At 66.1% G+C, this 10,323-nt stretch carries 14 protein-coding genes and 1 pseudogene; 5 read left to right on the top strand and 10 right to left on the bottom strand.

What is annotated here, in order from left to right:
* The 4 genes from A5658_RS14835 to A5658_RS14850 all read right to left on the bottom strand — a co-directional run.
* On the bottom strand, nucleotides 1-190 hold a 190-nt coding region (locus tag A5658_RS14835; RefSeq protein ID WP_197503134.1), incomplete at its 3' end, for a hypothetical protein.
* 2 nt (nucleotides 191-192) lie between these two features.
* The gene (gene eccB, locus A5658_RS14840; RefSeq protein WP_067336289.1) at nucleotides 193-1,683 is read right to left on the bottom strand and encodes a type VII secretion protein EccB; all 1,491 of its coding nucleotides are present in this window, start codon (nucleotides 1,681-1,683) and stop codon (nucleotides 193-195) included.
* 73 nt (nucleotides 1,684-1,756) lie between these two features.
* Nucleotides 1,757-2,077, bottom strand: coding sequence for a DUF2710 family protein (locus tag A5658_RS14845; protein ID WP_156751477.1), 321 nt, complete (start codon nucleotides 2,075-2,077; stop codon nucleotides 1,757-1,759).
* A gap of 65 nt (nucleotides 2,078-2,142) precedes the next feature.
* A complete protein-coding gene (locus tag A5658_RS14850; RefSeq protein WP_369830528.1) occupies nucleotides 2,143-3,465 on the bottom strand; it encodes a DUF5631 domain-containing protein in 1,323 nt (440 codons plus the stop codon).
* A gap of 240 nt (nucleotides 3,466-3,705) precedes the next feature.
* On the opposite strand from A5658_RS14850, the gene A5658_RS28830 reads away from it, so the two are divergent.
* Nucleotides 3,706-3,849, top strand: coding sequence for a hypothetical protein (locus tag A5658_RS28830; protein ID WP_231997332.1), 144 nt, complete (start codon nucleotides 3,706-3,708; stop codon nucleotides 3,847-3,849).
* Here A5658_RS28830 and A5658_RS14855 read toward each other — a convergent pair whose 3' ends face one another.
* From A5658_RS14855 to A5658_RS14880, 6 genes are all read right to left on the bottom strand, one after another.
* Nucleotides 3,850-4,164 carry a DUF2694 family protein gene (locus tag A5658_RS14855; RefSeq protein WP_067336294.1) on the bottom strand — a complete coding sequence of 105 codons (315 nt, stop codon included), beginning with the start codon at nucleotides 4,162-4,164 and terminating at the stop codon, nucleotides 3,850-3,852. It lies immediately after the preceding gene.
* The gene (locus A5658_RS14860) at nucleotides 4,161-4,478 is read right to left on the bottom strand and encodes an ESX-1 secretion-associated protein (RefSeq protein ID WP_067336297.1); all 318 of its coding nucleotides are present in this window, start codon (nucleotides 4,476-4,478) and stop codon (nucleotides 4,161-4,163) included. Before A5658_RS14860 ends, A5658_RS14855 begins: the two co-directional genes overlap by 4 nt.
* A gap of 42 nt (nucleotides 4,479-4,520) precedes the next feature.
* Nucleotides 4,521-5,702 carry a DUF4226 domain-containing protein gene (locus A5658_RS14865; RefSeq protein WP_067336302.1) on the bottom strand — a complete coding sequence of 394 codons (1,182 nt, stop codon included), beginning with the start codon at nucleotides 5,700-5,702 and terminating at the stop codon, nucleotides 4,521-4,523.
* 91 nt (nucleotides 5,703-5,793) lie between these two features.
* Nucleotides 5,794-6,165 (bottom strand): DUF4226 domain-containing protein, encoded by a 372-nt coding sequence (locus A5658_RS14870; protein WP_067336305.1) that lies wholly within the window; start codon nucleotides 6,163-6,165, stop codon nucleotides 5,794-5,796.
* 5 nt (nucleotides 6,166-6,170) lie between these two features.
* Nucleotides 6,171-6,998, bottom strand: coding sequence for a C40 family peptidase (locus A5658_RS14875; protein ID WP_067336307.1), 828 nt, complete (start codon nucleotides 6,996-6,998; stop codon nucleotides 6,171-6,173).
* Nucleotides 6,995-7,759 carry a helix-turn-helix domain-containing protein gene (locus A5658_RS14880; RefSeq protein ID WP_067336310.1) on the bottom strand — a complete coding sequence of 255 codons (765 nt, stop codon included), beginning with the start codon at nucleotides 7,757-7,759 and terminating at the stop codon, nucleotides 6,995-6,997. Before A5658_RS14880 ends, A5658_RS14875 begins: the two co-directional genes overlap by 4 nt.
* Nucleotides 7,760-7,899: 140 nt before the next feature.
* On the opposite strand from A5658_RS14880, the gene A5658_RS14885 reads away from it, so the two are divergent.
* The 4 genes and pseudogenes from A5658_RS14885 to A5658_RS28835 form a co-directional block, all read left to right on the top strand.
* Complete coding sequence (locus A5658_RS14885; RefSeq protein WP_067336313.1) at nucleotides 7,900-8,316, top strand: WhiB family transcriptional regulator; 417 nt, start codon at nucleotides 7,900-7,902, stop codon at nucleotides 8,314-8,316.
* A gap of 78 nt (nucleotides 8,317-8,394) precedes the next feature.
* Nucleotides 8,395-9,777: an acyl-CoA dehydrogenase family protein gene (locus A5658_RS14890; protein ID WP_067336316.1), complete on the top strand. Its 1,383-nt coding sequence runs from the start codon at nucleotides 8,395-8,397 to the stop codon at nucleotides 9,775-9,777.
* 6 nt (nucleotides 9,778-9,783) lie between these two features.
* Nucleotides 9,784-10,116 carry a GNAT family N-acetyltransferase gene (locus A5658_RS14895; protein ID WP_067336318.1) on the top strand — a complete coding sequence of 111 codons (333 nt, stop codon included), beginning with the start codon at nucleotides 9,784-9,786 and terminating at the stop codon, nucleotides 10,114-10,116.
* A 50-nt stretch (nucleotides 10,117-10,166) separates the two neighbouring features.
* Nucleotides 10,167-10,304, top strand: a pseudogene (locus A5658_RS28835) (TIGR03854 family LLM class F420-dependent oxidoreductase); the annotation flags it as partial.
* Nucleotides 10,305-10,323 lie beyond the last annotated feature (19 nt).

Genomic DNA, 10,323 nt, shown 5'->3' on the forward strand with positions numbered 1-10,323 from the left:
GGACTCCCGAGGTGTACATCACCACCAAGGTGCCGATGATCCCCACGAGCAAGGCGGGCAACGCAATCATCAACAGGATGTTGCGCGGCTCGCGCTCCGGCAGCGCCAGCGGCGGCGCGACCGCCACCCGCACCGGAGGCACCGTCGGCGCGGGTTTGCGTGCACCACGCACGAATCCACGTTTGGACATGCCTAGCCTCCGACCTGTTGATTGGCTTCCGGGATCGGCGCAACCGCGCCCCCGCCGTTGATGGTGTCGTGCGCGAGCAGGGCACTGTCGCGGCTGATGGCCGGCCCCGCCGCGAATGTACGGACGATCGGCCACGGGGCCTGGGCGGCGCTGCGTGGATCCAATCCGAGTGCCTGCAACGTCTTGTCGTCCCATTGCACGCCGAACCGAACACCCTGCGGCGAAACCCAATACAGACTCTCGCGGCTCTGCGCCGTGGCCACGCCACTCGTGGTGGCGACGAAGTTCGCCGCTCCCGGCAGCACCAGCGTCTGGTCTGCCTCCACCGACTCCGGGTGGCGGTCGTCGCGCACCAGGCGGACCAGCCGATTATCCATTCCGATAGGGATGGGCAGGCCCCGTCCGCTGAACACGGTGATCGCCGCCTGTGGGTCGGTGGACTGCTTCTGCCAGGCGACACACGTCACCGGATTGGCGGTCTTGTCAACGAAATTCAGCTTGCCCGACGGGTAGAAGTCGACGTTGAGTCTCTCGACGACGGGAACGTGGACCAGTTTGTCCGGCGACACGAGTGTCGGCGTGGCCGACCCTTGCGAGTTGGCCGTGCGGAGCAGGTCGGCGACGAAGCTGGTGATCTTCTGAACGCCGTCCGGGAGCAGCACATAGAAGCCGGTGACCGTGCCCGTCGCGTCGCGGGTCTCCAGCACGCTTCCCACCGTCGAGCCGGGCAGCAACGTCGACGGTGTCCCTGACTCCGGGATCGCCGGTATCACAAGGGGTTCCGTCGAGGGCAGGGCATCGAACAGCGCGTTGGACATTTCGATCGGATACGTCACGCCGGGATCCAGCCCCAGGTTGAACGTCACCGATCGGTCGGCCGGGTCGATTTCCGAGCGTTGTCCGCCCCAGATCACGTAGGTCGCGCCGATGTGCGTCGCCAACACGGCATCCGTGCGGGCCATCGGAGCGGCCCGGCCCCCGGTTTCGAGCTCCCCGGCGATCGACGTCACCAGCGGCGCCCCGACACCCCGGGTCGGCACGGTATCGCAGACCGACCAAGCCGAGGTCGACGCCGGGGTAACGGTGAGATCGTCTGGCACACCGGGAATCCCGATCATCGGCCCGGTCGGGTATTTGGCAATCTCGGCGGCTTTCACCCAGACGACCGACGCGGCGTTGCCGACGGCCAGTCGGGCCGAGGTGAGGTTGAGCGCGGGGTACAGCCGGCCGTTGATTTTCGCGTACACCGCGCCGGTGTCGCGGTTGCCGATGATCGAGGACTGACCGACGAGGCCCGCCGGCTTCATCACGTGCAGCAGGGCCATCCAGCCGACGCCGATCAGCACGAAGACCATCGACAGTGCCACTGCCGCTTGCTGTTTGCGGTCGTCGTGCTTCATCCGCACCGAGAACCGGGTGATCGCGGCCTTGAGTCTGCGGTTGTAGAACAGATGCCCCGAGTTCTGGTCGCGATTGGAGAGATTGAGTGGCACGTTCAGTATCCTTTCGGCGGCCGATGCGGACCCGCCTGATGCTCAAAGATGTTGCCTGGCAACCCGTTACCCGTCATTGCAGAGCTCCGCCGTAGCGCGCGTGGTTTTCGGCCTCGGCCTCTTGCCGCAGCGCGGCGACGGCGAGGTTCAACCGGTCGGCAAGCTCGCCGTGGGTATAGCCGGACATCACGGTCGGATGCAGCGACAATTCGACCAGCCTGCCGTCACCGTTCGCGACCGCCTGAATATCGCCGAGATCGACGCTGTACGTGACGGTCTCGGCCTGGCCGACGAGTGCTTCCCACTTGTCGGCGGCCTCGTTCAATTCGCGCAGAACCGACTCGACGAGATCCTTGTCGCTGAGGTGCGCGCGACTGTCTGGCCCCGGCATCATTGCAGTATCTCGACCCCTCCGACCAGCGTCAATTCATTGTCTGCAGGCTTAATCACGGCACGCTGTCACGGACCGGCTTTCCAATTACTGGGTGGCGGAGAGCTGAGCAGTTGGAACCAGGCGAAGTGGTAATTCGCGTCCACTATGTTCTTGGTGGCCATTCCTTCGGTGGCGGCCAACAGCAGGCAATTCAGTAGCTGCGCCGGTTCGACATCCGGGTACTGGGCCAGGAGTTGATACCGCGACGTATCGAGGTACACCCGCAAGATGTCGATCTCGGCGTCGACGATGCCGGTACCGGCGGCACCCGCCTTGGCCAGTGTGTTCACCATTCGCGGCAGCCCGTCGCGCCAATGGGTCGCTTCCCCGAGGACCCAACCGAGGTCGTCGACCGCGGGCAGTTCGCGCGGCTTGGACGAGGTGTCGGTGACCTCGTAGTCGGTCGCCCAGCCCAGCGGGTCGCCGGGCGCATAGGTCGCCAGCAGTGCGGTCTGGCCGAGCAGTGCGGCCGCGGTGCCTTTGCGCCGGCCCGGCTCCAGGAGCTGCACCTCGTCAGGCAGCGTGATCCCCGGTGGTATCCAGCCGTGGGCGAGGTCGGTGACCAGCAGGGTGCTGCCGTCATCGCGGATACCGACCGCCCAGCGCAGGCCGGGTTCCTGGCGCGCCACGAATTTGAGCAACCGCTCCATCCGTTCGCTTTGCGACTCGCCGGTCTCCGCTACCGGCAGCTGACGCGTGAGTTCGGTGTCGTCGGCCTCCGGCTCGGCGGCGGGCGGCTCGGCTGCCCGGGGCGGCGGTGGTTCGACCGGCGGTTCGGCCAGCGGCGCGATCTCGTGCAACAGCGTCGCCAACTCTTCGAGCACCTCGGTGTCGTCGGATTCGAAAGCGTGCTTGGACGCCGACGGTTCCGATTCGACGACGGGCTCGGCTCGCGCGACCGGTTCCGCGACGGGCGCCGCAGCTATGGGCTCCGCAGCTTCAGCCCGAGACGCTTCGGGCGCTGGCGGCAGGATCGGTTCTGGCGGCGCGACGGGCGTCACCGGCACGGGTTCGGCCGTCGTGGGGATGACCGTCGTCTGCTCAGAATCGCGCGGCGGCGGAGCGAGTTTGAATCGTGTTGTTTTTTCGGTCTCGTCGACACCATTAACGGGGCGGTGTTCGATCGGCAATTTCGATTTCATGCTGTGGAGATGCCGGACTGTCGACTCGACCCGACGTACCGCGAAGGCACGCGCTTCGTTGATGACGCGGGCTTCTTCTGCCTGTCTCGTCGAATCCACCAATCCTGCACACCGAATGTTCTTGAGTTCTTCGTTTGCCGAATTGACGATCCGCTGCAAGTCGGCTTTGAGATATTTGACGAGAGGCGCGGTCTCGGCGGTCACCATGGACAGCTCCGCAGGCCAGAGACCGCCTGTCACCCATGGGGTTGCGTCGACCGGGGCCTTGAAGGCCGGGATCTTCAACGACTCCTGGGCAGCCCTTCGGAGGCGCTGCCGCGCCGTATTCCGTCCGAAGATTGCCACCGGCCAAGCCTACCGTCCCGGGCCTCTCGACTACTGCGCTGATTGACGGTCTGGAAATGTAGGTGAATTGTGCGAATAACGCGGTCTGGGTAGCGTGAGCGTGTGGCAGATTCGGGGCTTCAGCAGCAGTTGAATGAAGTGCGTGCGTTGCTGAGTCGAGCGCGAGAGTTGTTCGGCGCCAACCCTGTCGAACCGCCAACCGATATCGCCCCGGATCGCGACGCGGTCCGGACCTGGATTCGCTAGCTATTCGTTCGCATCGTCGCGGTCCGGTAGTTCGTGCGCGACCAGTCGTTCGATCGCGACGTCGAGATCGTTGGCGGTGGGAACCTCGGCCGACGGGGTGTATCCGGCGGCGACGATTTCGCCTCGCACCTCCATCACCGCCTTGAGGTAGGAGACGTCGGCGGTCAGCAGGATGCCTTCGGTCAGGCTCTCGGCGTCGGTGTTCATCGCCGCCTCAGTGAGCGTGACGCTGTGCATGTAGCCGCCACGGCAGGAGCGGACCAGGATGTGTCCGCTCGGATGTACGGTGTCGAACGCCGGATCGGCCTCTGTCATCGACCGCCGTCGGCGAGGCGATCAAATGTCCTGGCGGCGTCGGCCTCGTGTTGTTCCCACATGACGGCCGATTTTGTCAGGTTGTCGGCGATCTCCGCGTGGTTGTCGGCTTGTTGCTCGTAGCACAGTCGCCGTTGCTCGAGCAGGTCTCTACCGGCCTCTCTCAGGTCAGCGAAGATCGGCCCTAGCGAATCCAGACTGTGCTGGATCGCCGCGTGCGACGCGGGAAGGGTTCGCAGATACTCCGATGTCTCTTGATGGTGGCCGGCGGCTTCACGCAAGTTGGCCGGCACCACGCGAATTCGGTCTGCCATCCATGTTCTCCTTCTGACGTGCCGGCGCGAGCCGGACAGCTTTTATGCGGTCTCGGTTCGCTCGGCAATCGCCGGCCTGGTGGGAGCCGGCAGGCTGGGCGCGCCCGGCGCGTCCGCGATGACCGGCGCCGGAGGATGTTCCCAGCCTAGGAAGTCGGGGCCGCTCACGGTGGAAATGTGCTGGATCTGGCCGTTCATCAACGCGCGGCTTTCGCCGAGTGCTAATGCGTGCCGGTCGGTGAACATTCCGATGTCGCCGGGCGCAAGCCGCGACGGGTCGAGCGGTTCGCTCACGGCGGTGCCTGGTGGCGGGATGGTCATGCCCTGCTGGCGGAACGCGTCGGCGATTGGGGTTCCGCCCGCTGCGGCTTCGATCGCGGCGGCAAGCTGCGGGCTTGCGGCGGTCAGGGTTTCGCCGTTGGGCAGCGTCGCCGTCGTCGGGCCGGACGCGGGTTCGGCGTGCTCATGGCCGGATGGCTGGTGATCATCCTCGTCATCCGTGCGGTCCTCGGTGTCTTCGGTGGCCGGTCGGACGTCGTCGACTTCCTCCCCTTCGGCCGGCCCGGAATTGGGCAACGGGAATCCGCTGGGCACCCCGTACCCGCCGCCGCTGGGCAGGCCTCCTCCCCCGCCGAACGAGGGAATGCTGGGCATCGCTGCGGGCGCAGACGGCGGCGGCGCCTGCGGCGGCGAGCTCTCGGGCGGCAGCCCGAGATCCTCCTCGGGCGACTCGTCTGCATACGGTGCGAGCTCGGATTCGGTTGTCGTGGGCGGAGTTTGGCCACCATGAGGCGCCGCTGCGGGCGCGCCGCCCGGCGCGCGCTGCTCGGCGGGGTCGGGTCCGGGTTGGGTTGAGTGGTACAGCGACGTCCACGCGGCCATCAGCGCCGAGTTCGACGTGTCGTCCAGGCTCGCCCCGGCAACCACGGACTGGATGTCCCGCAGCTTGCCGATCAGGTAGCGCTGAAAATCGCGCGCCCCCGCCGGGGTGTCCAAATCGGATCGGGACGCCACGGCTTGTTCGATGTCACGTTGCAGGGTGTTCAGCACATCCCGCCCGGCGGCCGCCTTCTGATGCGCGTTCAAGACCGCGGCCACTACTTGAAGATCAATCTGGGCCGTCACCGAATTCTGCTGCGCCAGAGCGGCTTCCGCGTGCCTGATGGCCTCGGCGGCGTCGCCTTCCTGATGGTCGGAACCCGACCCTTGGTCAGGCGATGTCATCGCTCTGCTGCCTGAACATGGTCGCGACCGTAGCCAGGGGCGTTGGCGCCGACAATTCACCCGTGTGGAAAGCCGCCGCGCCGCCCACGGGCTAGCCGTCGGAAGAGGTGTAGTTCTCACGCAACGTGTCCAGCGTCGCTTTGGTCGCGCTGTCGATGTCGCGGGCATGCGACACCACCGCCGAGATCTCCTGCTGCTTGGCGAGCAGGAACTTCTGGAACTCGCGTGCGCCCATCGCGGTATCCAGCGCGAGCGCGGCCTGATTGTTTACGGCGCCGTCGATCTCGGCCGCGATGGCATCGAGGCGCCGGATGCTTTCCACCGTCACCGAATGCGCGGTGGCGAGCGCTTCGGTGAGGGCGCGGTCGGCCTCGGCGGACGCCGCGTGGTGCGCAGAGGCCGCCGCCTGTCGCTGCGCAATCGCGTCGATCGCGCCGCCGGCCTGCTCCTGCTCACTAGCCATCGTCGTTATCCCAGTGGGCGCCGGATCTGCACGCCGGCACCAAGCGGACTGATCCGCACGGTGGCGCCAGGTTCAGGCGCCTCGACGACGAGATTGTTACCGATGGCGAGCTGCACGTGACCCGCGGTGGGAAAGACCAGATCGCCCGGCCGGACCTGCGAGCGCGGGACCGGCACCCCGTCGTAAATCTGCTGATATGTGGTGCGGTCCAAGTGAATTCCGGCCCGGGCGTAGGACCATTGGGTCAGCCCAGAGCAATCGAACTGGTCCGGGCCGGTAGCACCCCACACATACGGCCGGCCCAGTCGCGACAGCGCGGCGCGCACCGCAATGCCCGCCCGAGTGTTCGGCGCAGGCAACCGCAAACCATGAACGCCACGGTGCGGCATCCGGTAGCGGGTCGCCCGCCACCTCGATCGATGCCTACGGGACTTGCGGCGAGCGGCGACCACGTGTGCGTGCTGGGCGCGCAATCGCGCGACCCGACGGCGGATCGCTTCGCGCTGCGCAATCGCATTGTCCGGCACCGCACTGTCGGCACGTGCCGCGTCGAGAACACCTTTGGTCAACGCATGCGCGTTGGCGTGATCGCGATGGGCTTCTCGGGCCGTGGCATCCACTTCGGCGTCGACGGCAGCCGCGGCCCGCAGGTCATCGCGGCTACGCGCAACCGCTTCACGGTAAAGTGCCCGTCCCCCACCGTTATTCATTGCCACGGCGCGCGCCAGCAGGTCCTCGTATCGGGCCGCGCTGGTGTCCAGTGATGCCACTTCGGCTGCGCCACCGAACAGTTCGTGCGCGTGGCGCAGTGCCGCCAGCTCGTTTCCGGTCATTGCTGTTCTCCCTCGGTCTGGTCGGCCAGTTCGGCAAAGGCCCGAACCCGGGGGAGAGCGCCGGGTGGGATGACACCTCGGTTGCGGATGTCCCACATCTCTACGGGGGTGACTCCGAGCATCCCCGCGATCACGGCATCGGGTAGTGGCGACTGTGCGCAGGCCCGGTCGAGTCGCGCGCTCAGACTCATCGGCACGCGCTTGAGCAGGTCGCCGCGGGTGGCTTCCAACTCCTCGAGATGCCGCATGAGCCGTTGCGCTGATTCCGCATCGGCGTTGGCCGCGATTCGCCAGGAGTCGGCGGCCAGCATCTCGGCCCGCACGCACTGTTCGATCACGGAAAGAATATACGACTCATATTCGTTTGATGTGTTCGCCGGCGCCCGCTCGATCGCCGATTTGATCGAATCCAAGTGGGCTTCGGAGGATCGTTCCAGCACTTCGGTGTCGGTGTTGTGCCGAACCACCACGATCGGCCCGTCGGTTCGGGCCGGCGTCGGGTCGGGCCGCGGGGCGGCGGTCAGGCGCTCGAGTTCGGCGGCCGAGTCCGCCGCCACAACGAGGCGCGAATACGTGCCGGTTGGCAGACCGAGGCCATTTTCAACCTTTTGAACTGTGCTTTTGTGAGGCTTGCGGGCACCGCGCTCCAGGTAGCTCAGGCCCATCACGCTCACCCCGGTCACCGAGGCGAAGTCGGCCAGCGACCAGTTCCGCGATTCTCGCAACTCCCGGATTGCCGCTCCCGCCGATTCGCGGCTCAACGCAGCGCTCCGGCCATCTTCGGATACTACATAGCGACATCAGCCTTGCTGGGCATATACGTTTTTGTCTCTTTCTCTTGCCAACCACGCGAGTTGGTTATACGCTTCTGTATACGTTTTGGATCGAAGGAGGCGGACCAATGGGTCACCCGTGCTCAGTCAACCCGGAGATGTGGTTCGGATACGCCGACGACGACAGCGGCGACGGCGCCGCCAAGGCGCGTGCCTACGAACAGTCGGCCACCGAGGCACGGCTGCAGTGCCTGCGCCGATGCCCGCTTGCGCAGCAGCGGCTGTGCGCGAAGTACGCAGTCGAGAACCGGGAGGAGTACGGCGTGTGGGCCGGCGTGAAACTGCCGGGTGGCCAGTATCGCAAGCGTGAGCAGTTGGCCGAAGCGCATGCCATCCTGCGCCGGATCGCCGCCGGAGAAATCAGCTCACGGCAATTGGCGGACAATGCCGCGCTGCTGGCGCGCCGTGAGAATGACGCCGCGCCGGCCACGGCCACCGTTTTTCACCTGCCGATGTCTCAGGTCGGACCCCGTTCCGCCGCGTGAACAGTCGTTTACGCAGCCTGATTGAATTAGTCAGCAGGGGGTAATAGGAAGGTCAACCGACCCGGAGGGCTTCCGCACATGACCTTCGACCTGACACCGACTGGCGCACAGCACGACCTGGCCCGGCGGGCACACGAGTTCGCCGAAGACGTCATCCGGCCCGTTGCCCTCGAATACGACCAGAAGCAAGAGTTTCCCTGGCCGGTGCTCGAAGAGGCCGCCCAGCGCGGCTTCTACAGTCCCTTGTTCTATCGCGATCTGATCGGCGACCCCAGTGGGCTGTCACTTCCGATGTTCATGGAGGAGCTGTTCTGGGGTTGCGCCGGAATCGGTTTGGCGATCGTCATGCCGGCGCTGGCGCTGTCGGCGATCGGGCAGGCCGCCTCGCCCGAACAGATGCTGGAATGGGCCCCGCAATGCTTCGGCTCACCCGGCGACCTCAAACTCGCAGCGCTGGCGATCTCCGAACCAGAAGGCGGTAGCGACGTCCGCAACCTGCGGACCACGGCCAAGCGCGACGGCAGCGACTGGATCCTCGACGGACACAAGATGTGGATCGGCAACGGCGGCATCGCCGACGTCCACGTGGTGAACGCGGTGGTCGACCAGGAGCTCGGCCATCGCGGGCAGGCGTTGTTCATCGTCCCGGGCGGCACCCCGGGCTTGGAGCTGGTGCGCAAGCTGGACAAGCTCGGCTGCCGGGCCTCGCACACCGCTGAGCTGAAGTTCGACAGCGTCCGGATTCCTTCGGAAAACCTGCTCGGCGGAGAGGAAAAGCTCGAGCACAAGCTGGCGAAGGCCCGCGAAGTCGTGGCAGGCGGAAAGCGTTCCGGCTCAGCCACATTGGGTACCTTCGAGCAGACCCGTCCGATGGTCGCCGCGCAGGCCATCGGCATCGCGCGGGCCGCGCTGGAATACGCCACCACGTATGCCACCCAGCGGGAGGCCTTCGGCGGCCCGATCATGGACAACCAGGGCATCGCCTTCCCGCTCGCCGAGATCGCGACCCAGATCGACGCGGCGCGGCTGTTGACCTGGCGGGCGTCCTGGATGGCCGCGCAGGGCATCGCCTTCGAGCGCGGCGAGGGCTCGATGTCGAAGATGGCCGCCAGCGAAGTGGCGGTCCGAGCAACCGAGCGGGCCATCCAGACCCTGGGCGGCTGGGGCTACATCAACGACCATCCCGTCGAGAAGTGGTATCGAGATGCCAAGCTGTACACCATCTTCGAGGGCACCAGCGAAATCCAGCGGATAGTCATCTCCACCGCGCTCGGCCATAACGAGGGCGCACCGCCGCTGCACGTCGAACTCGAGCCGTCCGGTGGGCCGCTGAATCGGATGTTCGGCCGGGGCACTCCGCTGCGGTCACGCGTTGCCGACGCGGCGCTCGCCGCCAGGGACCGGGTACCCGCGCCGTTGATGCGCGTAGGTATGCAGCTGCTGCGACCACCGCGAAAGTGAGGAACCATGCCTACCGATAAGACCGGGGCCGAAGCCACCGTTTCTCCCGCCGACGGGAAATACACCATCGCGGTCGACGGTCAGACCGTCGGGCTCGCGGCCTTCGCCGATCGCGACAATCAGCGGGTTTTCTACCACACCGAGGTCGACGAAGAGTTCGGCGGACGCGGTTTGGCCAGCATCGTGATCGGCGAAGGACTCGCCGCGACCCGCGCCGACGGCAAACGGGTCGTCCCGGTGTGCCCGACGGTTGCCGACTTCATCAAGAAGCACCCGGAGTTCAACGACATCACCGACAAGGCGACACCGGACATTCTGCGCTGGGTCGAGACGCTTTAGTTCTCCCGGCCGGCCAGCTCGGCGACGAACCTGTCGATGAAGTCGACGACTGGGATCAGCTGCACCGCCAACTCGACGGCTACGTGAAAGCGGGGCTAACGAAATTCGTTATCCGCCAAGCACATACAGACCCAGTCGTCGACTTCATCGACAGGTTCGTCGCCGAGCTGGCCGGCCGGGAGAACTAAAGCGTCTCGACCCAGCGCA

Origin of the sequence: Mycobacterium sp. 1245111.1, assembly GCF_001673405.1 — a bacterium.
Lineage (GTDB): Bacteria > Actinomycetota > Actinomycetes > Mycobacteriales > Mycobacteriaceae > Mycobacterium.

Excerpts from the sequence above, each read along its gene's own strand:
- A5658_RS14885 (WP_067336313.1), top strand. The coding sequence starts at position 7,900 with ATGGGTCACCCGTGCTCAGTCAACCCGGAGATGTGGTTCGGATACGCC.
- A5658_RS14855 (WP_067336294.1), bottom strand. The coding sequence starts at position 4,164 with ATGACAGAGGCCGATCCGGCGTTCGACACCGTACATCCGAGCGGACAC.
- A5658_RS14890 (WP_067336316.1), top strand. The coding sequence starts at position 8,395 with ATGACCTTCGACCTGACACCGACTGGCGCACAGCACGACCTGGCCCGG.
- A5658_RS14895 (WP_067336318.1), top strand. The coding sequence starts at position 9,784 with ATGCCTACCGATAAGACCGGGGCCGAAGCCACCGTTTCTCCCGCCGAC.
- A5658_RS14875 (WP_067336307.1), bottom strand. The coding sequence starts at position 6,998 with ATGACCGGAAACGAGCTGGCGGCACTGCGCCACGCGCACGAACTGTTC.
- A5658_RS14860 (WP_067336297.1), bottom strand. The coding sequence starts at position 4,478 with ATGGCAGACCGAATTCGCGTGGTGCCGGCCAACTTGCGTGAAGCCGCC.
- A5658_RS14845 (WP_156751477.1), bottom strand. The coding sequence starts at position 2,077 with ATGATGCCGGGGCCAGACAGTCGCGCGCACCTCAGCGACAAGGATCTC.
- A5658_RS14870 (WP_067336305.1), bottom strand. The coding sequence starts at position 6,165 with ATGGCTAGTGAGCAGGAGCAGGCCGGCGGCGCGATCGACGCGATTGCG.
- A5658_RS14850 (WP_369830528.1), bottom strand. The coding sequence starts at position 3,465 with ATGGTGACCGCCGAGACCGCGCCTCTCGTCAAATATCTCAAAGCCGAC.
- A5658_RS14865 (WP_067336302.1), bottom strand. The coding sequence starts at position 5,702 with ATGACATCGCCTGACCAAGGGTCGGGTTCCGACCATCAGGAAGGCGAC.